This window comes from Mediterraneibacter sp. ICN-202921 (assembly GCF_037890075.1).
Lineage (GTDB): Bacteria > Bacillota > Clostridia > Lachnospirales > Lachnospiraceae > Mediterraneibacter > Mediterraneibacter massiliensis.
The window spans coordinates 52,070-78,180 of the sequence record NZ_JBBKBE010000002.1; the positions used below are offsets into that span (position 1 = coordinate 52,070).

The 26,111-nt window shown below is 46.4% G+C and carries 24 protein-coding genes and 1 other RNA gene; 21 read left to right on the top strand and 4 right to left on the bottom strand.

Annotation, left to right across the window (positions count from 1 at the left end; genetic code table 11):
* Positions 1 to 76: 76 nt before the first annotated feature.
* Genes WKT01_RS02280 through WKT01_RS02290 form a run of 3 tightly spaced genes read left to right on the top strand, consistent with a single transcriptional unit; the run spans position 77 to position 3,142 of the window.
* On the top strand, positions 77 to 1,699 hold the full coding sequence (locus WKT01_RS02280) for a bifunctional diguanylate cyclase/phosphodiesterase (RefSeq protein ID WP_059067614.1): 1,623 nt from the start codon (positions 77 to 79) through the stop codon (positions 1,697 to 1,699).
* A gap of 25 nt (positions 1,700 to 1,724) precedes the next feature.
* Positions 1,725 to 2,354, top strand: a complete 630-nt coding sequence (locus WKT01_RS02285) for a 4'-phosphopantetheinyl transferase family protein (RefSeq protein ID WP_117973806.1) — start codon at positions 1,725 to 1,727, stop codon at positions 2,352 to 2,354.
* On the top strand, positions 2,354 to 3,142 hold the full coding sequence (locus tag WKT01_RS02290; RefSeq protein WP_117973808.1) for a M15 family metallopeptidase: 789 nt from the start codon (positions 2,354 to 2,356) through the stop codon (positions 3,140 to 3,142). Before WKT01_RS02285 ends, WKT01_RS02290 begins: the two co-directional genes overlap by 1 nt.
* Before the next feature lie 35 nt (positions 3,143 to 3,177).
* On the opposite strand, the gene WKT01_RS02295 is transcribed toward WKT01_RS02290, so the two are convergent.
* A complete protein-coding gene (locus WKT01_RS02295) occupies positions 3,178 to 4,902 on the bottom strand; it encodes a hypothetical protein (RefSeq protein WP_117973810.1) in 1,725 nt (574 codons plus the stop codon).
* 2 nt (positions 4,903 to 4,904) lie between these two features.
* Positions 4,905 to 5,840: a MoxR family ATPase gene (locus WKT01_RS02300; protein WP_330671084.1), complete on the bottom strand. Its 936-nt coding sequence runs from the start codon at positions 5,838 to 5,840 to the stop codon at positions 4,905 to 4,907.
* 173 nt (positions 5,841 to 6,013) lie between these two features.
* On the opposite strand from WKT01_RS02300, the gene WKT01_RS02305 reads away from it, so the two are divergent.
* Together WKT01_RS02305 and WKT01_RS02310 are read left to right on the top strand one after the other, a co-directional pair.
* Complete coding sequence (locus tag WKT01_RS02305) at positions 6,014 to 6,868, top strand: hypothetical protein (RefSeq protein WP_117973812.1); 855 nt, start codon at positions 6,014 to 6,016, stop codon at positions 6,866 to 6,868.
* Positions 6,869 to 6,891: 23 nt separating this feature from the next.
* The gene (locus tag WKT01_RS02310) at positions 6,892 to 8,304 is read left to right on the top strand and encodes a deoxyguanosinetriphosphate triphosphohydrolase (protein WP_117973814.1); all 1,413 of its coding nucleotides are present in this window, start codon (positions 6,892 to 6,894) and stop codon (positions 8,302 to 8,304) included.
* On the opposite strand, the gene WKT01_RS02315 is transcribed toward WKT01_RS02310, so the two are convergent.
* Positions 8,297 to 9,352, bottom strand: coding sequence for a DUF6128 domain-containing protein (locus WKT01_RS02315; protein WP_340311385.1), 1,056 nt, complete (start codon positions 9,350 to 9,352; stop codon positions 8,297 to 8,299). The two genes, WKT01_RS02310 and WKT01_RS02315, sit on opposite strands and share 8 nt — an antisense overlap.
* Positions 9,353 to 9,452: 100 nt before the next feature.
* Between WKT01_RS02315 and tadA the strand changes: the two genes are divergently transcribed.
* Positions 9,453 to 9,950 carry a tRNA adenosine(34) deaminase TadA gene (gene tadA, locus WKT01_RS02320; protein WP_340311386.1) on the top strand — a complete coding sequence of 166 codons (498 nt, stop codon included), beginning with the start codon at positions 9,453 to 9,455 and terminating at the stop codon, positions 9,948 to 9,950.
* Between the two features lie 24 nt (positions 9,951 to 9,974).
* On the opposite strand, the gene ffs is transcribed toward tadA, so the two are convergent.
* An RNA gene (ffs, locus tag WKT01_RS02325) (signal recognition particle sRNA large type) lies at positions 9,975 to 10,236 on the bottom strand.
* Between the two features lie 46 nt (positions 10,237 to 10,282).
* On the opposite strand from ffs, the gene WKT01_RS02330 reads away from it, so the two are divergent.
* The 15 genes from WKT01_RS02330 to WKT01_RS02400 all read left to right on the top strand — a co-directional run bounded on the left by WKT01_RS02330 (position 10,283) and on the right by WKT01_RS02400 (position 25,972).
* Entirely contained in the window at positions 10,283 to 11,998 is a 1,716-nt protein-coding gene (locus tag WKT01_RS02330) for a B12-binding domain-containing radical SAM protein (RefSeq protein ID WP_340311387.1), read from the top strand.
* A gap of 15 nt (positions 11,999 to 12,013) precedes the next feature.
* Positions 12,014 to 12,640 (top strand): endonuclease III, encoded by a 627-nt coding sequence (gene nth / locus WKT01_RS02335; RefSeq protein ID WP_340311388.1) that lies wholly within the window; start codon positions 12,014 to 12,016, stop codon positions 12,638 to 12,640.
* Between the two features lie 164 nt (positions 12,641 to 12,804).
* Positions 12,805 to 14,322: a VanW family protein gene (locus tag WKT01_RS02340; protein WP_117973822.1), complete on the top strand. Its 1,518-nt coding sequence runs from the start codon at positions 12,805 to 12,807 to the stop codon at positions 14,320 to 14,322.
* Positions 14,323 to 14,360: 38 nt separating this feature from the next.
* Positions 14,361 to 15,371: an AIR synthase-related protein gene (locus WKT01_RS02345; RefSeq protein WP_117973824.1), complete on the top strand. Its 1,011-nt coding sequence runs from the start codon at positions 14,361 to 14,363 to the stop codon at positions 15,369 to 15,371.
* 18 nt (positions 15,372 to 15,389) lie between these two features.
* Positions 15,390 to 15,887, top strand: coding sequence for an Lrp/AsnC family transcriptional regulator (locus WKT01_RS02350; protein ID WP_059067637.1), 498 nt, complete (start codon positions 15,390 to 15,392; stop codon positions 15,885 to 15,887).
* The gene (locus WKT01_RS02355) at positions 15,887 to 17,056 is read left to right on the top strand and encodes an aminotransferase class I/II-fold pyridoxal phosphate-dependent enzyme (protein ID WP_059067639.1); all 1,170 of its coding nucleotides are present in this window, start codon (positions 15,887 to 15,889) and stop codon (positions 17,054 to 17,056) included. The genes WKT01_RS02350 and WKT01_RS02355 overlap by 1 nt, the downstream gene beginning before the upstream one ends.
* Before the next feature lie 15 nt (positions 17,057 to 17,071).
* The gene (locus WKT01_RS02360) at positions 17,072 to 17,566 is read left to right on the top strand and encodes a tRNA (cytidine(34)-2'-O)-methyltransferase (protein ID WP_340311389.1); all 495 of its coding nucleotides are present in this window, start codon (positions 17,072 to 17,074) and stop codon (positions 17,564 to 17,566) included.
* Between the two features lie 409 nt (positions 17,567 to 17,975).
* The gene (locus tag WKT01_RS02365) at positions 17,976 to 18,284 is read left to right on the top strand and encodes a hypothetical protein (protein WP_059067654.1); all 309 of its coding nucleotides are present in this window, start codon (positions 17,976 to 17,978) and stop codon (positions 18,282 to 18,284) included.
* A 27-nt stretch (positions 18,285 to 18,311) separates the two neighbouring features.
* Positions 18,312 to 20,333 carry a V-type ATP synthase subunit I gene (locus WKT01_RS02370; RefSeq protein ID WP_117973828.1) on the top strand — a complete coding sequence of 674 codons (2,022 nt, stop codon included), beginning with the start codon at positions 18,312 to 18,314 and terminating at the stop codon, positions 20,331 to 20,333.
* Positions 20,330 to 20,818: a V-type ATP synthase subunit K gene (locus WKT01_RS02375; RefSeq protein WP_059067658.1), complete on the top strand. Its 489-nt coding sequence runs from the start codon at positions 20,330 to 20,332 to the stop codon at positions 20,816 to 20,818. The genes WKT01_RS02370 and WKT01_RS02375 overlap by 4 nt, the downstream gene beginning before the upstream one ends.
* Before the next feature lie 44 nt (positions 20,819 to 20,862).
* Positions 20,863 to 21,456 (top strand): V-type ATP synthase subunit E, encoded by a 594-nt coding sequence (locus WKT01_RS02380; protein WP_059067660.1) that lies wholly within the window; start codon positions 20,863 to 20,865, stop codon positions 21,454 to 21,456.
* A 60-nt stretch (positions 21,457 to 21,516) separates the two neighbouring features.
* Positions 21,517 to 22,488, top strand: a complete 972-nt coding sequence (locus WKT01_RS02385; RefSeq protein WP_117973830.1) for a V0D/AC39 family V-type ATPase subunit — start codon at positions 21,517 to 21,519, stop codon at positions 22,486 to 22,488.
* The gene (locus WKT01_RS02390) at positions 22,481 to 22,801 is read left to right on the top strand and encodes a V-type ATP synthase subunit F (protein ID WP_059067664.1); all 321 of its coding nucleotides are present in this window, start codon (positions 22,481 to 22,483) and stop codon (positions 22,799 to 22,801) included. The genes WKT01_RS02385 and WKT01_RS02390 overlap by 8 nt, the downstream gene beginning before the upstream one ends.
* Positions 22,802 to 22,834: 33 nt before the next feature.
* Positions 22,835 to 24,601: a V-type ATP synthase subunit A gene (locus WKT01_RS02395; RefSeq protein WP_270395431.1), complete on the top strand. Its 1,767-nt coding sequence runs from the start codon at positions 22,835 to 22,837 to the stop codon at positions 24,599 to 24,601.
* Entirely contained in the window at positions 24,602 to 25,972 is a 1,371-nt protein-coding gene (locus WKT01_RS02400) for a V-type ATP synthase subunit B (RefSeq protein ID WP_270395434.1), read from the top strand.
* Positions 25,973 to 26,111: the final 139 nt, after the last annotated feature.

Below are 26,111 nucleotides of genomic sequence, written 5' to 3' on the forward strand. Positions count from 1 at the left end.
TTCGATCGGCTGGAAGGGCATTTTGCGCCCTTTTATCCGTAAAATAGTTTGAATTTTGAAAAAAGAGGTATCCCATATGGGCGAGAAAGAGAGACAACGATCTCTTGTAGAGATCATGAATGATGTATTAAGTACAGTTAGGGATTATTATGATGCAGAGTATGTGTATTATATAGAAAAAGAATATGACGACGTAGAGATGATTTATGAATGGTGCGCGGAGAATGTACCGTGGCAGAGAGATAAGATCAAAATGATGGGGGCAGAGCAGCAGCCCAAATGGATGAAACAGGAAATCACAGATACGACAGAAGATAATTACAGTATCTTCGAGCAGATCAGAGAAGATACGACGGCGATCCTGGCTGTCATCGGTGTACACAAAGGCGGCTGTGAATTATCCTTGATGCGGGCGGTACTTCCCTTTATCACGCAGGCGATCGTTTTGCAAAAGCAGCAAAAACAGCAGGAGTATTTAAGTTACCATGATGATCTGACAGGACTGCTGAACAGAAATAGCTTTGTGCAATATCTGACAGAAGCGGAAGAGAAAAAGTGGAAGACTCTCGGGGCTTTATCTGTAGATATTAATGGACTGAAGAACTTTAATAAGGAGTTTGGCCGTGACTATGGAGATGAAGTCGTGATCCGTGTGGGAGAGGTTCTGGAAGAGTTCTTCAAAAGCGGTATGGTATTTCGACTCACGGGAGATGAGTATCTGGCGATCGCAGAGGACGCGTCCTATGAAGATTTTATGAAGAATGTGCATGCGGCGCATGACAAACTGGATAATATAAGCCTTGGACTGGTCACTATGGGATATGCATGGGAGAAAATAGACATCAATGTGGATAATCTGGTAGCCCATGCGGAAAATATGATGCGGGAAGAAAAGCAGAAGTATTATAGGAACCTGAAAAAGGGACATCAAGAGCCGATCATCAAACAAGACCTTCTGCAGGATATCGAACAGGGCAGCTTTATAGTATGTCTGGTACCTAAGATGGATGTCGCGACAGAGGAGATCGTGGGAGCCGAGGCGGTTGTACGCTACCACCACAAAGACCTGGGTATTTTAAATCCAGAGAGATATATCACGCTTCTGCAGGAAACACGTTTGTCGCATTACCTGGATCTCTATGTGTTTGAAGAAGTATGTAAAACACTGCGCAGATGGGAAAGAGAAGACATCCCCATGCTTCCTATATCGGTGAATTTCGCGGGGGCAACATTGTGCCAGGTGGATATTGCGGATCGGATGATGGCTTTGATCGAAAAGTATCATGTGTCCTGTGAATATCTGGAAGTGGAAGTTTCGGAATCGTACGCAAATATGAATCAGGAAATGCTCACAGAGACAAGTAATAAGATACGAAAAGAAAACGTACGGGTGATTCTGGATCATTTCGGTGCGAAGGATTCCAGCCTTTCTATACTGTCTGTTATGGAATTTGACGGACTGAAGCTGGATAAAGGAATTGTATCGAATATTGTAAGCAGCGGCCGCAGCAGGATCGTGGCAAAGGCTGTGATCGATATATGCAGACAGCTTGGCGCCTATGTTTTGGCATCCGGGGTAGAGACGCAGGATCAGCTGAATGTATTAAACGAATTAGGATGCCATTATGCACAAGGAAGTCTTTTTAATAAGCCGATCACAATAGACACGTTTGAAGTGCGCTACTTAAAAGACAGATGAGCAAGAGGGAAAAAGGAAAAATGATATGGTAAGAGCCTGGGCTGCAGATATTCGTTCTCTGCTGGAAGAAGAACGCTACAGAAAGTATTATGAGGAACTTCCGGCTTTTAGACAGGAAAAGGCTGACAGGATGAAAAGAAAATTAAACAAAGCCCAGAGCGTGGGCGTATGGGCTTTGTGGGAGAAGATAAAGACAGAATACGGGCTCTCACAAAACAGTGTCTTTAATTTTTCTCATTCTGGTTTCTGGGTGATGTGTGCCGCAGAAATGGAAGGGAATGCAAATGTGCAGGTTGGCTGTGATATCGAACAGATAAGAAAAGCAGATCTGCAAATGGCAAGCCGGTTTTTTTGCCCTTCTGAGTATAAACGGATCTTAGAAGCTGTCTGTGAAAAAGAGGAGGACACTGTATTCTGCCGATATTGGGTGTTGAAAGAAAGTTTTATGAAAGCGACCGGAAGAGGTATGGGACTTGCGCTTAACGCATTTGAGATTGTTTTGGACGATCCGCCCAGACTGGTCAAAAAGCCGGAGGCGTTTCATAAGCCATACTATTATCGGGAATATGAGACAGAGGGGGAAGCCTATAGAATGGCTGTTTGTTCCACGCAGGAAGAGATAGATTCTAAAATACATATGGAGTTTAGACTGTGATGAAAAAAATGAGTAAAAAAATAAAAAGAATTTTAATGATGGGACTGGCAGCAGGTGTTTTATTCGGGATTCTGCTCACGATCGCCGCGGCAAAACATGTCGTGGATTCCCATGAAGAGAAACTGACTGCACAGAATCAAAAGCTGGAAACAGAGAATAAGGAATTAAAAAGCAAACTGCAGAAAGAAACGGCGGTTGAAGCAAGCGCAGAGATTCTTGCCGGAGATAAAGAAGGCTGGGCTTTGGCACTTGTGAATGACAGCCATCCTTTGGCAACGGATTATGTACCGGAATTGACGGAGATCGACACAGAACGGTCTGTAGATAAGAGGATTGCGGAAGATCTGGAAAAGATGATGCAGGATGCGCAGGACGAAGGACTGAGTATGTATGTGGCATCGGCCTATCGTTCTTATGAGCAGCAAAGGGAAGTATTTAACACTACGATGCAGGACTGGATCGTGCAGGGGTATGGTCCGATGGACGCATATGACGAGACGAAGAAGTCGGTTGCGGTGCCGGGAACGAGTGAGCATGCGACAGGATTAGCAGTGGATATCATTGCGTCTGACTATGAAGAATTAGATGAAGCGCAGGGAGATACTCCGGAGCAGAAATGGCTCATGGAACACTGTGCGGAATATGGTTTTATACTCCGCTATCCACCGGAAAAGGCAGATGTGACAGGGATCATTTATGAACCATGGCACTACCGGTATGTAGGAAAAGAAGCGGCCAAAGAGATCACAGAGAAGGGGCTGACTCTGGAAGAATATCTGGAGCAGTAGCCGCTTTGCGTAAAGGAGATATACAAATAAATAGTTTAAGAGGATAGAAGAGAACGGACGATCATGTTTCCGACAGAGTCGGCAAAATGACTGATATCTCGGATCTTGACAAAGTCCCTGCCGAAGATTTCTTTTGCGGCAGGGATATCTTTTTCTATACCCATAAATACGCCGAGTACCTGGATCCCCTGTTTCCTTAAGGCACGGATTTCTTTTGCGGTATCCTGTATACCGATCTGGTCTGTGTACTCTTTGTTGCGGTAAAAAGGACCTTCTTTTGCTGCGTGGTCATCACAGGGACTTGCATCCGAGAGCATGATCAATAGTCTGCGTTCGCAGGGAGAGGACTTCATCAGATGAGCGGCGCCTCTAAGGGCAAGTCCGTCACGATTGTTTCCGGCGGCAGTGTAGGAAAAGATTTCCTGGTTTTGTTCCTTTTCTTCATAAGTACGATACAGGCGCATGACGGTGCAGCCTCTGATGCTGCAATAGGCATAGATCTGTACCGGGATGTGCAGGCGGGTGAGACTCTCCGCAAGAATATATGCCTGCGCGGCGATACTTTCCTGGCAGCTTTTTCTGGAGGAAGAGGCATCCAGAAGTAGATCGATGGAAAAATCAGCACAAATCGTTTCTTCTTGTTTGATAAAGATACGGTCGTCATGCAGATGAAGAGTACGCCATATCTGTGAAGGATCCAGAAGACCGGAGCGGGAACGGCTCATATCTTTCGGGGAAAGGGAATGCAGCACGGAAGAAAGCCTTTCGGTCAGGCGAAGGATACTGCTGTGGTGAAGCGGCAGAGAACGTTTATAATAGGCTATATTTTGCTCTTTCTGCCGGAGAGTCTCCTGGCGGAATGTCTGCACTTCTTTTTGTACCCTGGCAGGACATTCTGCGATAGGAGGAAGAACACCCCGGGTAAAATACAGATGCAGTCCGGTGTGGTTTCCTGTGCATAGTACTTGTTCTAATTTTAAGAGCGTGTGTTCGGAATGTATGCTTTCGCCGAAACAGGCTCTTATATATTGTCCAGAAAGCTCTGTATTTTCCGGGTGGGTAAATTGCAGCAGAATACCGAATCGGCGTGTGAGAGAGCCGACAGGACCGGGAGAGGTCTTTTTTTCTGCGGAAGTCTGGATCCGTACAAAACCGGAATGGACTCTGCCAAGGGAATAAAAGGCGGGAAGCACTTTCTGGAGAAAATACACCCCTGTTTTTGGCGGGGCGGAATGAGGGATATACTGAAAATAAATCCGATAGATTTCTTTTGTTTTTTTTATGATCTCCAGAGAAGAAAGAGAGGCGCTGTAGGACAGAGCCTGCAGCAGGTCTTTTTCCCATGCGGGCAGAGAGATGTCCTGTCCGAGTATTTCGCAGCAGCGTCCCTTTTGAAGAAGCAAAAGGAGGGAGGAAGCGCCTTCTTTTCGCAGTTGTTTTAGATTTAAAGCGGCATACTCTTTTCGAAGTTCTTGCAAAGCGGGCCGTTTTGCCACTTCTTTTTCGTAGACGGCATTTTCCAGTCCAAGCCAGAAGATTCCTTCATAAAGTGCCTTTTTTCCGGAGCCAAGAGAAATAAAAAGACGTTCTATTTCCGCAGGTTCATACCATTTATATACCAGACCGATGATGATGTTCAGATATACGTCCGCTGTTCCTGTTCTGTCAAAAGCGAGATAAAGCGGGTCGAAACCGTAGTCTCCGGCAGCGGACCAGACGATATTTTTTGCCCGTTTTTCTTCCTGTAGATGGTGCTCCATAGTTATACCTCAAATAATATGTTATGGTCCAGATGGCGGGGAAGGCGCGCACGGATGGTATCCCGGATCAAAGTCTGTTCATAGGTGTCAAAAGATTTATTTGTAATCCCCAAGTCAAGAGCTGTGTGCGCTTCTAGTCCCTTTGCCATAAGAGAGAGGGCGTCTAAAAGTCCACGCAGATCTAAAGATTTGGAGGAAATTTCAGCGTTCTCACATTTTTTCTGCAGATCTAAAAAGAGTGCTGCGAATTGCTCAATATATTTTTGCTTCATGGCGGGAAATTCTCCTCGAAGAAGCTTTTGCAGCTGTTTCTCTGTGATCATTGGCATTTGAATGACAACAAAACGAGAAGTGAGTGCCTCGTTTAGTTCTTTCGTACCGGCGTAACCGTAATTCATAGTGGCGATAAAACGAGCGGCAGGGTGCAGCGGTATGCGTTCATATCCGGGAACGTCGATGACACGGCGGAAATCGAGAGCAGAATGCAGGACTGCCATTGCTTCATTTCTTGCCATGTTGATTTCATCCAATATGGCGAAACCTCCGTATTTTGCGCAGAGGAAGACCGGACCGGGACGGAAAGTGACTTTTCCATCTGCAAAAGTATCACAGCCGATCAAGGTGGAGGCGTCTGTGTTTACATGGAAAGAAATATCCCATCTGGGACGGGAGAACACGGCGGCTAGATTTTCGGCAAATATATTTTTCCCGGTTGCCTTGTGTCCTGCCAGAAGGATATTCTTCCCACTTAAAATAGCGCAGATTGCTTCTTCCCATACCTCTTTTCCATAATAAAACTGAGAGGGGGAAGGGATACGATCTTCAAATTTGTTCAAAACAGGATACTGTTTTTTGAACTGTTCGACAGCTTCTGTAAGGTTGGGGTTAAGATGTTCTTCTTTTACATACTCTAACACAAAAATTCCTCTTTTCATCATGATGTACACCCCATATTATAAAGAAATACGTCTCTATTTACAACGGCTATGTTGTTGACGAAGAAACCTAGGTTTGATAGAATGGGTAAAGGGAAAATGATAGGTTTATGAAGCAACAATATTGTTGCTTCTAAAGAATAATTGGAGTATAAGGGCACATAAGGAGGAAAGTCATGGAAGACCTGACATTTGGAGAACAAGTCAAAATCATTCTTGGAAGAAAGGGAATGACCATTAAGGAGCTGGCGGAACAGATTGAAGAACAGACTGGAAAGAAAATGTCGAGGCAAAATCTGACGCAGCGCCTGGGGAGAGATAACTTTCAGGAGCAGGATATGAGGATGATCGCAGGGATATTGGGCTGCTCGTTTCAGTTGAGTATTCTGGCGAAAGAGACGGTACAGCATCCGCAGGAAGAAACAGCGAAGAAAGAGCCGGCTGTGCAGGACAATACAGAGCCTTTGGCGATCTTGCCGGTAGAGGAAAGTACAGCTGACAGAGAAGAACGTGACATGACGATCGGGGAACTGTATGAGATACATCAAGAATTGGATGAACTGGAGAAAGAGGCAAAAGCAGGAGAGCCGGCGGAGACACTCAGAGAAGAACTAGAAAATACAGGAAAGAAGGAGAAATTCCCGACAGGGGGGATTTTCTTCCGTAAAAAAGAGAAAGCCAGTTTGGAAAAAGAAAGACAGCATGCAGATCAAAACCATAGAAATGCGGCAGATCGGGAAGAAAAGGTGTCTGTCGGAAAGACCTATGAGAAGGCAGAAGACTTCGAACCGGTCCTGCGGCATAATGATGAAGCGGAAGACAGAGAATTAGGAGAAGTCAATCCATATACAGGAAGAGAGTACCAGTCAAACAGTGTGCGTATGCATCCGACAAGGATCGGTTATGTACAGGTATATGATAGAAAGACGCATAAATGGACAGATATGACAGAGTGGGCGTTTTTAGGATATCAGGAGAGGATGAAAGCGCTGCTTGGAAAGTCATATGAACCGCCGATTTATCTGGATTAAAGGGCAGAAAGGACAGAGGGCTCATGGAGTGGGACACATTGCTTTCCACACAGAGAATGCGGGAAGGCAAAAGCAAAAAGAATTTCAAATCGACAGATCTGCGCAGTGAATTTGAGAAAGATTATCACCGTATTATCGGCAGTGCGTCGTTTCGCAGACTTCAGGATAAGACACAGGTATTTCCTCTGGACAAGAGTGACTTTATCAGAACGAGGCTGACCCATTCGCTGGAGGTGGCGTCGCTTGGGAAATCTCTGGGACAAAATATCGGGGAAAATATTTTGAGCTGTCGCAAAGACGGCGGATTTACTGTGCAGATGAAAGAGGATATCTGTCACATATTAGAATGTGCGGGGCTGATACATGATATAGGTAATCCCCCCTTTGGACATTTCGGGGAGACGGCGATCAGAGAGTGGTTTGAGCGCAATCTTCCGCAGCTGTTGTTTCGTGGGGAGCGGGTGGAAGAAAAACTGACGCCCCAGATGAGAGAAGATTTTTATCATTTTGAAGGCAACGCGCAGGCACTCAGGCTGGTGACAAAACTGCATTATCTGGTAGATGAATACGGAATGAACCTGACCTACGCTTTGCTGAACACCATCGTGAAATACCCAATCCCTTCTGACAAAATAAATAGACAAAGCGGCAATATAAAAGATAAAAAAATGGGATATTACTATGCAGACAGAGAGGTGTTTGAGGAAATCTCCAAGGCAACGGGAACGGGAAACCGGCGCCATCCGCTGACGTATATCCTGGAAGCGGCGGACGATCTGGCATATAAAACAGCGGATATAGAAGATGCCTTTGTGAAAGGCTTTGTCTCGTATCACGCACTGGAAAAGGAATTAAGTGTTTTACAAGGACGCGGTGCAGACGGCAGATTTGATGCCGCAGGTAAATTACACGAATTGTATGAGCGGGGAAGAAAAAAGCAGCCCCAGAATCCGGAATCCTATGCGGTGAAAAATTGGATCGTGAGAGTACAGGGGTTTTTGATCAGCTGCGCGACTTATGGCTTTACCTCACATTATGAGGAAATCATGGAAGGGTCGTTTTGCCAGGATCTGTTTTACGGAACTTGGGGAGAAGAATTGATGGAGTTGTTGGGGGATATTGCGTTTCGATATGTATTTTCCTCCAAGGCGATCTACAAGATGGAGGTTTCTGAGGCAGTGATCCTGGATTTCCTTATGGATAAGCTGGTGCATGCCGTTTTATATTACGATACAGAGGAAAAACCGGATTCCATAGACAGCCGTGTGATTTCTTTTATATCAGATAATTATAAAAATGCATACAAGCTGCAGGCAGAAGGAAAGACAGAGGAAGAAAAACTGTATCTCCGCCTGCTGCTTGTGACAGATTATGTCTGCGGTATGACAGACAGCTATGCAAAACGCTTGTATCAGGAGATGAATGGGATCATTTGATATAGCGGCACCAGTGTCCGAAATCGGCTTCGTCGTTTCGTTCCTCATCCTCTAGATCCAGGATCTCTGTATAGGAGCGTGTAAACTGCGGAAAGCCAAACAGGCTGGCGGCTCGTGCTTCGTGGGTATCGTAAATACCGGGGACGCCAAGCCAATAGTGACCATCTTCTTCTACTAGAAGGAGGTGGTTATAATTATGATATCCATGCAGTAAAAAGCTATTATTGGCGAGAAACCAGAATTTTTTCGGAAGAAGGCACAATTCGCTGCGCTGGATCTTGCGTGCAGAAACCGTCTTTTTGTATTCGTCTTCTGTTCGTTCATTTTCTGTTGAGACTGTCTGTGTTTCATATGGTTCATTCGGGCGCGTCACTTTTTGCAGAGCCTCCTCATCAGCGCCTTGTTCCGCAGCAAGTTCTTCTCCAGCAAGCTTTTCCGCGGCGGGTTCCTCTGCCTGCGGGGGCCCTGCGACAGGAGTTTCTGTCTGTGAAGGCTCTGTGACGGGAACTTCTGCCTGTGAAGGCTCTGCTGGGGGCTCTGTGACGGGAACTTCTGCCTGCGGAGGTTCTGCGGCAGGATCTTCTGCCTGCGGAGGCTCTGTGGGAAGTTCTTCTTCCGCTTGAGTCTCTGTGGGGGGCTCTTCTTTAGCGGGGAGTTCGTCGTAAGGCACGATATTTTTGGGGACGATATGGGAGACGACCCATAATTTCTCCGGCGCTGTCTGCAGCGTTTCAGGTGGCGCTTTCAGAAAGAAGCCGTCTATGTTTTCCAGTGTCCGACCCTGTGGGAAGATGGACTCTGACACGGAAATACGTGCGGACAAAGAATGTTCCATACAAGTCAGTGTGGTGAGTTTTTTAGCAATGCTGCGTTCGCTGTCTTGGTAGAAAACATACAAGTCTACCTTGCCCTGCGCGTGGACTTTAATGCCCCGCGCCTGTATCTGCAGGATACAGGTGTGATAATGCCGGGTAATCTTAAAAAAACCGACATTACGTATTTTGTGAGTATTTTCATATTCATATAAATAACAATTACCGGGATTCATACCATATACCTCTGGTCTTGTCTTTCTTCTAAATCTATTCAGGACCGGAAGGAAAAAGAACCAGGTACAAAAAGAAATTGAAAAGGAACAGGATACAGATATGCAGAAGCAGACGGATGAAATATATATGAAGGAAGCTTTGAAACAGGCGCGCAAGGCATATGCATTGGAAGAGACGCCTATCGGCTGTGTGATCGTGCGGGAGAACAGAATTATCGCCAGAGGGTATAACAGGCGCAATACAGAGAAAAGTCCTCTTGCGCATGCTGAGATCTCGGCTATAAAAAAGGCGAGTAAAAAGACCGGGGACTGGCGGCTGGAGGACTGCACCTTATATGTCACGCTGGAACCGTGTCAGATGTGCGCAGGCGCGATCGTGCAGGCTCGTATCAAACGAGTTGTCGTGGGCTGTATGAATCCGAAAGCAGGCTGTGCAGGGTCGGTTTTAAATCTTTTGCAGATGGAGTCGTTCAACCATCAGACGGAACTGACAACAGGTGTGTTAGGCGAAGAATGCAGTGAAATGATGAAACAGTTCTTCAAAGAACTAAGGCAAAAAAAAGCACTGTGCCGTCAGCAGTCCAAAGAAATGGAATGAGAAACACAGTGTACAGATTTTTTTATGTGCGCCACGCTTCGAACTAGGTTCATAAACGTTACCCCGGCAGTTAACTCAGTCCAGGCACCCTCACGGCACCCGGGAGATTCTGCTTAGTGCTGCTTCGTTCCCGACCTGACACGGTTCGCAGATTCCCGTCGCGTAAGACCCAGGCATCAACATCACTTACCGGGGGCAGCTTTACAAACTTTCGCCCTCTGCGCGGCATCACCCCTGCTATAGCGGATTGCAGGTACAAGGTACCGCTAACACCCCGGCTGCACAGATTTTAATTTTACCTTGTTTTGTAGAAAAAGTCAATGGAGGAAACTATGAAAGTTTTACTGACAGCAATAAACGCCAAATATATTCATTCTAATCTGGCAGTATACAGCCTGAAAGCATATGCAGAACAATATGGATATAAGGCAGAAATAGCAGAGTATACGATCAACCAGCCGTTCCAGGATATATTGGGAGATCTGTTTGGACAGAAACCGGATGCGATCTGTTTTTCCTGCTATCTTTGGAATATTTCCTATGTAGAAGCCCTGCTTACAGAGCTCCCTAAGATCCTGCCCGGCGTGCGCTTATGGCTGGGAGGTCCGGAAGTATCCTTCAACGCGAGGGAACTGCTGGATAGGTATCCGCAGCTGGAAGGGATCATGTGCGGAGAGGGAGAAGAGACCTTTCGGGATCTGATGGCGTGTTTGGAAAAAGGGAATCCACGTATGGAGAGGATACAGGGGATCGTCTTTCGCAGAAAAGCAGACGGGAAGATTATAGAGACACCGGCACGTCCGGTCATGGATCTGAATCAGGTTCCTTTCGTGTATGAGGATATGAAGGAGTTTGCGAATAAGATCATTTACTATGAATCGAGCCGGGGCTGTCCTTTTTCCTGCAGTTACTGTCTGTCCTCCATCGATAAATGTCTGCGTTTTCGAGATATAGAAAGAGTCAAGCAGGAACTGCAGTTTTTTATAGATAAGAAAGTATCCCAGGTAAAATTTGTAGACCGGACTTTTAATGTAAGACATGACCATGCAGTCGCAATCTGGAAATATCTGCTGGAACACGATAACGGTATTACCAATTTCCACTTTGAGATCGCGGCAGATCTGTTGCGTGAAGAAGAATTAGAATTGATCGGAAAGATGCGTCCGGGACTGATCCAGCTGGAGATCGGCATACAATCTACCAATGAGAAGACACTGGCAGAAATCCTGCGGACGATGCAGTTTTCCTGTGTGGCAAAAGCCGTGCGGCAGGTGCAGGAGAAGAAAAATATACATCAGCACCTGGATCTGATCGCCGGACTCCCCTATGAGGATATGCAAAGCTTCAGAAAATCTTTCTGCGATGTGTATGCGCTGAAACCGGAGCAGCTGCAGTTAGGATTCTTAAAAGTCTTAAAAGGTTCCCGTATGCACGAAAAAGCGGGAGAATATGGGCTTTTGTATCAGGACAGACCGCCTTATGAGGTCCTTTCCACCAGATGGATGTCCTATGGGGAAATCAGACAGCTGAAAAAGATAGAGGAAATGGTGGAGGTCTATTATAACAGCAGGCAGTTTGTCTATACGATGGAGCTGCTGGAGAAGGAATATACCGATGCGTTTGCCATGTATGAGGCGCTGGCGGTATATTATGAGAAAGAGAAGCTGGAGATGGTCAATCTCACAAGATTGTCCAGATTTGAGATTTTGTTTGCTTTTATCAGCCAGACAGAGGTGAGAGATAAGGAGAGTTACAGACAGTCCTTGCTGTTAGATCTGTACATGCGGGAAAATGCGAAGCGGCGTCCCTGCTTTGCGCAGGAACTGCAGATCACCAAGGAAGAGACAAGAAAGTTCTATGAAAAAGAGGCGCAGGAATTCCGGTATCTGAAAGGATATGAACAGTATGACAGGATGAAGATACGCAAGATGACGCATTTAGAATGGATCGGAGGAAAGCTGCTTCTGTTTGACTACCAGAATCGGGACAGACTCACACATCAGGCAGCAGTATATGAAGTCACGGATAACATAGAGAAAAAAGTATAAAAGGAAAAGAAAGAGATGAAGAAACGTACAGGGGAAATCCTGAAAATACTGGACGAACAGTTTGGGACAGAGTATATCTGTTATCTGCATTATGAGACGCCGTGGCAGCTTTTGATCGCAACAATGCTAAGTGCACAGTGCACGGATGCGCGGGTGAATATTGTGACGGCAGATTTGTTCCAAAAATATGATACGCTGGAAAAATTTGCGAACGCAGATATAAAAGAATTGGAACAAGATATAAAACCAACAGGATTCTATCATAATAAAGCAAAGAATATCATAGCGTGCACGAAAGCCTTGGTGGAACGTTTCCACGGAGAAGTACCTCGGAGTCTGGAAGAGCTGACTTCCCTGGCAGGCGTGGGGCGGAAAACAGCAAATGTCATACGGGGGAATATTTATCATGATGCCAGCGTAGTAGTGGATACACATGTAAAGAGAATCTCTAAGAGACTGGGACTGACTTGCAGTGAAGACCCGGAGAAGATCGAGCAAGATCTGATGAAAGAGCTGCCGGAGGATCACTGGATCTTGTATAACATACAGATCATCACATTCGGCCGGTCTGTCTGCACGGCGAGAAGCCCCAAATGCGGACAGTGCCGCTTGCAAAAATACTGTAAAGAGTATAAAATGTAGTGTATTCAGACAGATTAGGAGAGATAGATGTATGAATTTTTATGATAAGAAGTTCAAGAAGATCGTGTCCATCGGTATACTCGTGATCATTGGGGCGATGGTCTTGACGATGGTATTGCCTTATATCATATGATATTGAGGGAAAAGAGTGAGGCGGGGCGTATATGGACAAACAGAAGAGGAAGCGCAGGAAAGGCAGAAGATATACATCAGGCAAAAGGACAATGGCAGGATTGATCCTTCTTTTGGTCTGCGCAGTCTGTGTGATCGCAGCCGTACAGTTTTTCCTGCACAGGACAATCGATCAATATGATAAGAACATTATGATACAAGGTATTTCTGTAGGGATAACAGATGTATCAGGTATGACAAAAGAAGAGGCGAAAGCAGCTGTTCTAGCGGATACAGAGAGTATTGGCCAGGAGAAGATGACGCTGGTTTTGGAAAATGGCGATCAGGCAGAGACAACTTTGACAGAATTGGGGCTTACGGTAAAAAGCCTGGACAATGTGCTTAAACAGGCAGCAGACTATGGAAAAGTCGGAAATGCGGTGAATTGCTATAAAATTCTAAGAAATGCAGAAAAAGGGAAAGTTAAGAAAAATTTTCCTGTTCAGTATAAGGTGACAGAAAAAACGGCGGCGCCTGTATTAGAAGAATGTTTGGATCCGCTTTTAAATCTTCCGGTCAATGCATATGTGACACAGGATGAAAGCGGCGTTGTCATCGTAGAAGAACAGCCGGGAGAGACACTGGATATAAAAAAGACAGTGAAGAATATCGAGCAGTTTCTGGGAAAAAAATGGAACAGAAAAGGCGGGGAAGTGCAGGCAGAAGTCAGCCATATCGAACCAGAGATGACAAAAGAAGATCTGTCGGAGATCACAGATCTTCTTGGGAGTTTTACGACTTACTATGGAAACGATGGCTCCGGGCGGGCTTTGAATGTGGAATCCGGAGCAGACCATCTAAACGGCACACTTCTCAAACCGGAAGAAGAGATCTCTGTCAATGGGGTGATGGAGCCATATACAGAGGAAAATGGTTATTATCCTGCGGCTTCCTATGAAGGAGACAGAGTCGTAGAATCTATGGGCGGCGGCATCTGCCAGGTGTCAACGACGCTGTATAATGCAGTGCTAAGAGCAGAGTTGGAAGTGACAGAGCGGCATCCCCATTCTATGCTGGTTTCCTATGTAGAACCATCTATGGATGCGGCAATCGCAGAGGATATACTGGATCTGAAATTCAAGAACAGCTATAAAACTCCTGTCTATATTGAAGCCTATTATGCAGATGGCGCTTTGACTTTCCATATCTATGGGAAAGAGACAAGAGCAGAAAACCGGACGGTGGAGTATGTAAGCGAGACACTGGAGACAGAAGAAGCAGAAGGAAAGTACTTTGTCGCTACGGAAGATCCGATCGGATACATAGCAACTCAGAGTGAGGCACATACAGGCAAGACGGCGCAGTTGTGGAAAATCGTGTATGTGGATGGACAGGAAGTCAGCAAAGAAATCATTAATTACAGTCAGTATCTGCCTTCCCAGGAAACAGTCGGAGTCGGCACAGCGTCGGATAATGCAGAATATACGGCGAAAATATCCGCAGCGGTCGAGTCGCAGGATGAGGCAAAGATACAGAAAGCCATACAAGAGATCACAGGCGGAAGTTCATAAGAAAACAGACAGAAAAACAGATAGGAAAAGAGGAATCCATGAAGGTTGGAAATCTATCACAGACCGTATGGAGACGGGATATAAAAAAGAAGATACAAGCGAGACGAAAAGAAATACTTTTTCCGCTTTCAGCAGAGGAAAATGTGTCTATGCTGAAAGAGGTTTCTCCAAAAGAGGCACCGATCTTCGCATGGGCGCAGGCGGCTGTCGGCGGAGAACATACAAAGACGGGGGTATATGCGATCCTTCGCGCGGCAGGTGATCTGGCGGCAAAAGGAGCGGAGCCGGTCGCAGTGTCGGCGCAGATCTTAAGTCCGCTAAAAGAGCAGGAAGAAAACATCGTGCGCATGGCAGCAGCCATGGAAAAATTGTGTGAAAAACTGGATATGCAGATCACCTGCATAAGAGCGGAAGGAAGTCCGTCCGTCTGTCAGACGGTCGTCCATGTGACAGCAGCAGGCATATGCAGAGAAGATGTGGGCAAAGAAAAGATAAAAGGGGACAGAGAAATTCTTTTGTGCGGATATGCAGGTCTGGAGGGAACGCTTTTGATCGAGGCAGAGGCAAAAGAAGAACTGGGCGAAAGATTTACGCCCTCCTTTTTACGGCAGACGGAGAGCTTGGAGGAAATGCTGTGTACGCCTTCTGTACTGCTGGAGGCTTATGCGCATGGCGCGTCGGCGGTGCGGCAGATTGGAAGCGGCGGGATATTGGCAGGACTCTGGGATCTGTCGGAAAGCTTGGGAATCGGGATGGAAATCGAACGGTCTCATATCCTGATCCGCCAGGAGACAGTGGAGATCTGTGAGTATTATCAGTTGAATCCGTATCAGATGACCTCTGCTGGGAGCGCCCTGATCGTGACAGACAAAAGTGCGCAGCTGCTGGCGTTTTTTAAACGGGCGGGGATACGAGCCGGAAGGCTTGGGGTTGCCACGGACGGAAAAGACCGGGTAATCACAAGCGGCACAGAAAAAAGGTATCTGGACAGGCCGGCGCCGGACGAATGGCTGCGCTGGCAAAGTGAAAGAATGAATCAGAAAAAATAAAAAGCAGGAGGCAGCAACATGAATCAGAATGATTTGAGACTGGAAATACTGAAATATCTAGAAAAAAACAGTCGTGTGGACTTAAAAGAACTGGCGGTATTGCTCGGTGTATCGGAAGTAGATATAGCAAACGCCATGTCCAATATGGAACAGGAAAAGATCATATGTGGATACCATACGTTGGTAGACTGGGATAAAGCGGGCGTGGAAAAGGTGACGGCACTGATCGAGGTCCGTGTCACCCCGCAGAGGGACAGAGGCTTTGACAGGATCGCAGAACGGATCTACAGATATCCGGAAGTGTTTTCTGTGTATCTGATATCCGGCGGCTATGATCTGCTTGTTACGATAGAAGGCAAAACGCTCAAAGAAGTGTCTCGGTTTGTCTCGGAAAAACTTTCTACGATCGATGAAGTCATCAGTACTGCCACATACTTCATCCTGAAAAAATATAAGGATTATGGGACGATCATGGGACCAAAGAAAGAATCCGAAAGAATGAAGGTGACACCATAATGCGTACACCGTTATCTAAAAAGATCATTGATATACAGCCTTCCGGGATCCGAAAATTTTTCGATGTGGCAAATGAAATGGAAGATGCGATCTCGCTCGGCGTGGGCGAGCCGGATTTCGATACTCCGTGGCGTATACGGGAAGAAGGCATCTTCTCTCTGGAACGAGGGAGGACGTTTTATACTTCCAACGCAGGGCTGAAGGAATTAAGAGAGGAGATCTGCCGTTATATGGAGCGAAAGATCCATGTCTCCTATCATCCGAATACAGAGACACTGGTGACTGTCGGAGGAAGTGAAGCAATCGATGTGGGACTCCGCTGTATGCTCGATCCCGGGGACGAGGTATTGATCCCGCAGCCAAGCTACGTATCCTATCTGCCCTGCACGATCATGGCAGACGGGGTACCTGTGATCATCCCGCTCCAATATGAAAATGAATTTAAACTGACCGTAGAAGATCTGGAGAAGTATACGACAGAGAAGACAAAAGTACTGATCATGCCGTTCCCGAATAATCCTACCGGTTCGATCATGACATGGGAAGATCTGGAACCGATCGCACAGTTTGTCAAAGAGCACGATCTGTATGTGATGTCGGATGAGATTTATTCGGAACTTAGTTATAAAGGGGAGCATGTTTCTATTGCCAGCCTGCCGGGGATGCGGGAGAGGACTCTTGTGATCAACGGTTTTTCTAAAGGCTTTGCCATGACCGGCTGGAGGCTGGGATTTTGCTGCGGTCCGCAGATCCTCATCGAACAGATGATAAAACTGCATCAATTCGCGATCATGTGCGCTCCCACAACAAGTCAGTATGCGGCGGTAGAAGGACTTAGAAATTGTGAGGATGAAGTAGAGAAAATGCGCAAGGCATATAACCAGAGAAGGCGCTTTCTCATGCATGAATTTGCCAGAATGGGTCTGGAATGTTTTGAACCGTTCGGCGCCTTTTATGTATTTCCGAGTATCCAGGAATTCGGTATGACTTCGGAGGAATTTGCGACCCGGCTTCTACAGGAAGAAAAGGTGGCTGTTGTGCCGGGCACGGCATTTGGCGAATGTGGAGAAGGCTTCTTAAGGATCTCTTACGCATATTCACTGGAAGATCTCAAGGAAGCGCTGGGCAGGCTGGGACAGTTTATCCAGCGTCTGCGCAATGAAAAGTAGGAGAGGAAATATCGTATGCTCAATATTGTACTGCATGAACCGGAGATACCGGCAAATACCGGAAATATCGGACGTACCTGTGTGGCGACCAATACACGTCTGCATCTGATAGAGCCGCTTGGCTTTAAGCTAAACGAGAAAGCATTGAAACGTGCGGGAATGGACTACTGGAAAGAGCTGGATGTCAGGACCTATATAGACTTTGAAGATTTCAGGCAGCAGAATCCGGGAGCGAAGATCTATATGGCGACCACAAAAGCGCCGAAGGTATATACGGAGGTTTCCTATGAACCGGACTGTTATATCATGTTTGGAAAAGAGAGTGCAGGGATTCCGGAAGAGATTCTTGTAGAATATAGGGAAAACTGCGTGCGGATCCCCATGGCGGGAGATATACGCTCTTTAAATCTGGGAAATTCTGTCGCAATCCTTCTGTATGAGGCACTCAGACAGCAGGACTTTGCGGGGATGGAATTGGAAGGCCATCTGCACAGGCTGCAGTGGGAATAAATGCAAAATGTTGGTCAACTTTTGAGAAAATTAGAAGTTGACCGGCATTTTGCTATTTAGATAAAATGATACATAATAGAATGAAAAAAGAAAAAAAGAGAGATACTTGTTAGAATAATGAGAAATTTAAGAGAATAATGAGAAACTTATAAAAGAAAACAGCTATATTAATAAATAAGTTTTGCATATTGCGCTTAGTTATTGTATAATGCCTATATCGTTTCGGAAAAGAAACGATTCTATTCGCTTATAATAGTGTAGGTGTACAGAGTATGATTCATCGTACATTGCCGCAAAATGCGGAAAATATGGAGCCGGCGCTCATAGGCCGTATATGCTCCAGGGAGGATATTTTTACAGATTATTTGACGAATGAAACATAAAAACACAGGAAGGTGGTGAAGCAAGTATGGTGGAAGAGACCATTCAGGCAATCCGCGAGACAGAAAAGCGGGCAGACGAAATCGTAAGACAGGCGCAGCAGAAGAGCCGAGACATATTGGAAGAAGCACAAAAACAGGCTGAAAATCTGCGGGCTGAACAGGAAAAGCAGGCGAAGATAAAGGCTTCTGCTAAGCTTGAACAGGCACGAGACAAAGAAAAGGAAACAAGAGATCTGGCAAAGCAAAAGGCTGATGAAGAAGTGCTGAAATTAAAACAGGCGGCGTCTGAAAAGCAGGAAGAAGCAATGCGTCTCGTAATTTCACAGTTAGTTTGATCATAGAAGAAAAGGAGGGATAAGATTATGGCGGTATTGCAGATGCAGCGAATCAGTATCTGCGCACTGAAAAAAGACCGTAAGCCGATTCTGGAAAAATTGCAGAGTATGGGTGTCATAGAATTAAGCCAGCTTATAGAGGAAGATCAAGATTTCCATAAACTGGATACGATCAATGCCAGGATGAGCTTTGAAAAAGCAGCTGTCAGCACAGACGGCGCGTTGGAGATCCTGGATGCATACGCGCCTGTGAAGAAATCTATGCTGTCTTCTCTGGAAGGAAAAGATCTTGTGGAAAAAGCTGCTTACAGGCAAGTGCTGGACCGAAAAGAAGACCTGTTAAAAAAAGTAAAAGAAATCCATTCACTTGATAAGGAAAAAGCAGAGCAAACGGCGAATATCCTAAAGCTGGAGAATCAGATCGAAAGTCTGAAACCGTGGCTGGCGTTGGATGTTCCAATGGATTTCGCAGGGACGGAAAAAACGGCTATGCTGCTGGGAACCATGCCGGGGCAGACAAGGGTAGAAGATGTACTCTCTATCCTTGCGGATAAAGCGCCGGAGGTGGAAGGCGTGGAAGTACAGATCATCTCTTCTGAACCGGATACCGTATATATGGCTGTACTCTGTTTAAAGAAAGAGGAGGCAGAAGCAGAGGAAGCCCTGCGCAGTGCAGGATTTGCAAAGCCATCCCAGATATGTGCAGATATACCAGCACGGGAGAAGGAAGAACTGGAAAATAAAATAAAATCTATCAAGATTAGGATTGGCGAAATCGAGAAGGAAGTAAAAGAATCTGCTTCGATCAGAGAAGAGTTGAAAATTCTTGCCGATTACTACAGAGTGCGTGCAGATAAGTATGAAGTATTAGGGCAGCTCCCGCAGTCTGAAAGAACCTTTGTCATAAGCGGCTATATACCCAGGCAGAAGGTAAAAGATGTGGAAGATTTCTTACAGGCAAAATATGACTGCGCAGTGGATGTAGAAGAATTAAAAGAAGACGAGGAAATGCCGGTACTCTTAAAGAATAATCCATTTTCGGCAAGCGTGGAAGGAATTGTAGAATCCTACGGACTTCCCCATAAAGGAGAGATCGATCCGACGACGATCATGTCGTTTTTCTATGTATTTTTCTTTGGAATGATGCTCTCCGACGCGGCATATGGAGCGATTGTGGCGGCCGCGTGTTTTATAGTGCTCAAGAAGTTCCCGCGTATGGGGGAGAGCATGAAGAAATCTTTAAAACTGTTCATGTACTGCGGTATTTCTACCCTTGTCTGGGGAATACTTTTCGGGGGATATTTTGGAAATATTGTGGATATTGTATCGGAAAAATTCTTTGGGCATGCTGTGACAGTCCCGGCATTGTGGTTTGTACCTTTAAATGATCCGATGAAACTTTTGGTGTATTCCATGTTATTCGGTGTGATCCACCTGTTCGTAGGATTAGGGATCAAAGGATATATGTGCCTGCGCGACGGTAAGGTCATGGACTTTTTCTGTGATGTTGTTCTCTGGTTTATGTTGCTTACAGGGCTTATTTTAATGCTTCTGCCAAGCGATATTTTTGCCTCGATCGCACAGACACAGATCGTATTTCCGGGACCGGTGAATACAATTGCAAAAGTACTGGCAATCGCCGGAGCTGTGGGGATCATTTTGATGTCAGGGCGCTCCAGTAAGAATCCGGGGATCCGTATCGCGCTTGGAGCGTATGACCTGTATAATGTGACCGGCTGGTTAAGCGACGCGTTGTCTTATTCACGTTTGTTGGCGTTAGGGCTGGCAACAGGTGTTATTGCGTCTGTTATCAACCAGATGGGCAGCATGATGCCGAACAATATTTTCGGGATCATTGGTTTTGTGGTGATCTTTATCATCGGACATTTACTGAACCTTGCCATCAATCTGCTGGGCGCGTATGTGCATACGAATCGTCTGCAGTTTGTGGAATTCTTCGGAAAATTCTATGAGGGCGGAGGAAAACCGTTCCATCCATTTAGAACAAATACAAAATATACAGATTTGAAGGAGGAAACTTTATCATGAGTATTATGAGTGAATTAGGAATCGTATACGCATTGCTTGGCGCGGCAGTTGCAGTGCTCTTAGCAGGGGCAGGCTCTGCGATCGGAGTAGGGATTGCCGGACAGGCGGCGGCAGGTGTTGTTACAGAAGACCCAAGTAAATTTGCCAAGGTGCTGATCATTCAGCTTCTTCCTGGTACACAGGGACTTTACGGACTTCTGGTAGGCTTTATCACATTGTCCAATATCGGTATCCTGGGCGGAGATATCGCACAGATCGATGTTAAAACAGGACTCATGATCCTGGCGGCATGTCTGCCGATCGGAATCGTAGGTTTGTTATCCGGGATCGCACAGGGAAAAACAGCGGCAGCTTCTATCGGTATTGTAGCAAAGAAACCCGATCAGTTTGGTAAAGCGATGCTGTTCCCTGCAATGGTTGAGACGTATGCGATTCTTGCTCTTCTGATTTCATTCCTTGCGGTAAGCGGAATCAAGATTCAGTAAAAAGCAGATATAAAAAGACTTTTTCATAAAAGGAGAGCATGGATATGAGTGGATTGGAAAAAATGAAACGCCAGATACTAGAGGAGGCAGACCACTCAGCGGAAGCAGAAATAGAAAAGGCGAAGGCGAAAGCAGAAGAGCTGTTAGAAGCAGCAAAAGCAGAAGCGGACGCCGCTGCAGAGAAAATTCTGGAACAGTCCGAAGCAGATATAGAGATCTTAATGGAACGTTCGGCTTCTTCCTGTGATATGTACAGAAAAAAGGCAATGCTAAAAGCAAAACAAGAAGTGATCAGGGAAGTGCTGGAAAAGGCATATGAGAAGATACAGGAGCTGGATGCACAGGAGTATTTTGAAATGGCAGAAAAACTATTGGCAAAATATGTGCTGGCGCAGGAAGGCGAGGTGTATTTTTCTAAGAAAGATCTGGAAAGAATGCCGGAAGGATTTGAACAGAAGATTTCACAGATCGCGGCGCAAAAAGGCGGCGCACTTACTGTTTCCCAAGAGACAAGACAGATAGACGGCGGGTTTATCCTGGTATATGGCGGAATTGAAGAAAACTGCACGATCAAGGCATTATTTGACGCAAAAAGAGATGAATTGTCTGATAAGGTGCACAGTCTGTTATTTGCATAAAGCGTAACCGGCAGCGCAGTGTTTTTATACACGGCGCAGAGCGGATAAGGAGGATTAGTCTTGAAAGATTTGGAATATACTTACGCGGTTGCGCGCATACGTGCTTTGGAAGTCTCGCTGCTTAACGCAGCTGCTATTGAACAGCTGTTATCTTGCGGCACTTATGAACAATGTCTGCAGTTTTTGAGCGAAAAAAGCTGGGGGGACGCAGGCGGAGCAGCAGATATGGTTTCTATGCTGAAAAGAGAAGAAGAAAAAACATGGGAAGTGATCGCCGATGTGGCGCCGGATATGCGTGTGTTTGATGTGTTTTCATATCCGAAGCTGTATCACAATTTAAAAGCAGCGATCAAAGAGGTGTGCACAGAAGCAAGAAACGAGAATATCTTTTATGAGGACTGCAAGATCCCCGGCAAAGAAATGCTTCGTATCATAGAGAACAAGGAGTTTGAAAAACTGCCGGGACAGATGGCACAGACAGCGCGTGAAGCGTATGATACACTGCTTCATACAAGAGATGGACAGCTGTGTGATGTCATTGTAGATAAGGCGGCGCTGGATGCAATCTATGAGGCGGGGAAGAATGCCTCGGATGATATCATCCGGCAGTATGCGGATGCTACCGTAGCGATCGCGGACATCAAGGTTGCCGTACGGGCGCAGAAAACAGGGAAAAGCGCAGAATTTATGCGGCGTGCCCTAGCCCCGTGTGACAGTATCAATGTAGAGCAGCTTATAAAGGCTGCGCTAAGCGGGATGGATGCAATACGGGAGTATCTTACAGGCACGGCATATGCAGAGGGCGCGCAGGCCTTGGAAGAATCTCCGTCAGCATTTGAGCGCTGGTGTGACAACCGTATGATAGAAACAATGAAAACGCAGAAATATGAGGCGTTTTCTGTGGGACCTCTGGCAGCCTATTTAATTGCCAGAGAAAACGAGATAAAGACAGTTCGGATCATCTTGACGGGAAAACAGAATGATTTCCCAGAAGAGGCAATCCGGGAAAGGATAAGGCAGATGTATGTATAAGATTGCAGTGATCGGCGATTATGACAGCATATATGGCTTTGCTACGCTGGGTCTTAGCATATGTCCTGTAAAGACCCGGGAGGAAGCAAAGAAGAAGTTAGATCAGCTTGCCGCAGGGAAATATGGCATTATCTATATTACTGAGGCGGTTGCGGCCGAACTGAAAGAAGAAATCGAAAAATATCAGGAACAGGTCCTGCCTGCTATTATCCAGATACCTGGGGTATCGGGAAATACAGGCGCCGGGATAGAAGGCGTGAAAAAGACCGTGGAGCAGGCGGTTGGTTCAGATATTTTGTTCGGTAATGAGTAATAGGAAGAATTGAATTAAGGAGGCAAAAGCCCAATGAGTACAGGCACAATTAAAAAAGTTGCAGGGCCCCTTGTTATCGCAGAGGGGATGCGCGACGCAAATATGTTTGACGTGGTTCGTGTCAGTAAGCAGAGACTGATCGGCGAAATCATTGAGATCCATGGCGACGAGGCTTCCATTCAGGTATACGAGGAAACTTCTGGTCTGGGACCGGGAGAACCGGTAGAGTCTATGGAGGTACCTATGTCTGTAGAGCTGGGACCAGGCTTGATCACCAGTATCTATGACGGAATTCAGCGTCCGTTGGATGACATCATGAAGATCTCAGGAAACAGCCTAAAGCGAGGTGTAGAAGTTCCTTCCCTGAAGCGGGATCTGAAATGGAATTTTGTTCCTACAGTACAGGCAGGGGATACAGTAGAAGCCGGAGATGTGATCGGTACTGTGCAGGAAACGATCGTTGTGCAGCAAAAAATCATGGTTCCTTATGGGATAGAAGGAACGATCAAGGAAATTAAAGCCGGAGAGTTTACGGTAGAAGAAACAGTTGCCATCGTGGAGACAAAAGACGGAGATAAGGAATTGACCCTTATGCAGAGATGGCCGGTCCGCCGTGGACGTCCGTATAAGAAAAAACTTCCGCCGGAAATGCCCCTTATCACAGGGCAGCGTGTAGTAGATACCTTCTTCCCGATCGCAAAAGGCGGTGTGGCGGCGGTTCCAGGACCGTTCGGAAGTGGGAAAACGGTGATCCAGCACCAGCTTGCTAAATGGGCAGAAGCAGATATAGTTGTTTATATCGGCTGTGGAGAGCGTGGAAATGAGATGACGGATGTTCTGAATGAATTCCCGGAACTAAAGGATCCAAAAACAGGACAGTCTCTTATGCAGAGGACCGTTCTGATCGCCAATACATCGGATATGCCCGTTGCGGCACGTGAGGCGTCTATTTATACCGGAATCACGATCGCGGAGTATTTCCGTGATATGGGATATTCTGTTGCGCTGATGGCAGATTCTACTTCCAGATGGGCAGAGGCCCTTCGTGAGATGTCGGGACGTCTGGAAGAAATGCCCGGTGAGGAAGGATATCCGGCTTATCTGGGAAGCCGTTTGGCGCAGTTCTATGAGAGAGCCGGACATGTGATCTCCCTTGGCAAAGAAGGCAGAGAGGGAGCGCTTTCCGTAATAGGAGCCGTATCCCCTCCGGGAGGAGATATTTCCGAGCCTGTTTCCCAGGCGACACTGCGTATTGTAAAGGTATTCTGGGGATTGGATTCCAACCTGGCATATAAGAGACATTTCCCAGCCATCAACTGGCTGAACAGTTATTCTTTGTATCTGGATGATATGGAGAAATGGTTCAATGCAAATGTAGCGGAAGGCTGGATGAAGAACAGACAGAAGATGATGACCCTTCTGCAGGAAGAAGCAGAGCTGGAAGAAATCGTGAAGATGGTTGGTATGGATGCGCTTTCTCCTGGGGACAGACTAAAAATGGAAGCAGCCCGCTCGATCCGTGAGGATTTCCTGCATCAGAATTCCTTCCACGAGATCGATACCTATACTTCTCTGAAGAAACAGTATATGATGATGAATCTGGTAACCGCATTTTATGACAGAGCGGTGGAAGCATTGGCAGAGGGAGCGTCTCTTGAGAAACTGATCCGTATGCCGGTGCGGGAACAGATCGGTCGTTTTAAATATGTGACGGAGGACGCTCTGGATACAGAATATAAGAAAGTAGACGAAACATTAAGTGTGGAAATCGCAAACGCACTGGTAAAGGAGGACCGCTAAATGCCAAAAGAGTATAGAACGATACAGGAAGTAGCCGGCCCGCTTATGCTGGTGCGCGGCGTAGAAAATGTCACCTATGACGAATTGGGAGAGATCGAGCTGGCCAGCGGAGAGACACGGCGTTGTAAAGTGCTGGAGATCAACGGAAGCGACGCGCTGGTACAGCTGTTTGAAAGCTCTACCGGGATCAACTTATCAAACAGTAAAGTCCGTTTTCTGGGGCGCAGTATGGAGTTAGGCGTATCAGAAGATATGCTGGGACGTGTGTTTGACGGTCTGGGACGTCCGATCGACGACGGCCCGGAGATCTTGCCGGATGCGCGTATGGATATTAACGGACTGCCGATGAATCCGGCAGCCAGAAGTTATCCGGAGGAATTTATCCAGACAGGGGTATCCGCGATCGACGGACTGAATACACTTGTCCGTGGACAGAAACTGCCTATTTTCTCCGCGTCCGGTCTGCCCCATGCACAGCTGGCGGCGCAGATTGCAAGACAGGCAAAAGTACTGGGAAATGATGAGAACTTTGCTGTTGTATTTGCCGCAATGGGTATCACATTCGAGGAATCGAATTATTTTATCGAGAGCTTTAAAGAAACCGGAGCCATCGACCGTACTGTGCTGTTTGTCAATCTGGCAAACGATCCGGCGATCGAGCGTATCGCAACGCCGAAAATGGCGCTGACAGCGGCAGAGTATCTTGCCTTTGAAAAAGATATGCACGTACTTGTTATCCTGACGGATATTACGAACTATGCAGACGCCCTGCGTGAAGTATCCGCAGCCCGCAAGGAAGTGCCGGGACGCCGTGGGTATCCGGGATATATGTATACAGACCTGGCTTCGATCTACGAGAGAGCCGGACGGCAGAGAGGAAAGAAGGGAAGCATCACGATGATCCCGATCCTCACTATGCCGGAAGATGACAAGACCCATCCGATCCCTGACCTGACAGGTTACATTACAGAAGGACAGATCATCTTAAGCCGTGATCTTTACAGAAAAGGGATCGCGCCGCCGATCGATGTTCTGCCGTCATTGTCCCGTCTGAAAGATAAGGGAATCGGCGAAGGAAAGACACGTGCCGATCATTCCAATACGATGAACCAGCTTTTCGCCGCATATGCGCGTGGAAAAGACGCCAAAGAATTGATGGTCATCTTAGGAGAGGCGGCGCTGACCGAGATCGACCTTATGTATGCGAAGTTTGCAGATGCGTTTGAAGAAAAATATGTCTCCCAGGGATATATGGCAGACCGCAGCATTGAAGAAACCCTGGAGATTGGCTGGGAACTGCTGCGCATGCTCCCAAGAACAGAACTAAAACGTATCGATGACAAATTCCTAGATCAATATTATGCCCAATAATCAGCCGTGCATATCCCCTAAACAGCAGAAAGAGCAAGCTTGCATGCGCTGGCGGATGTTTAGGAGGATATATAGGGCGGACGCCCGCCAGCGAGATGAAGCGAAAGCGGAAACGAGCTGCACGGCTGAGAGGAAAAAA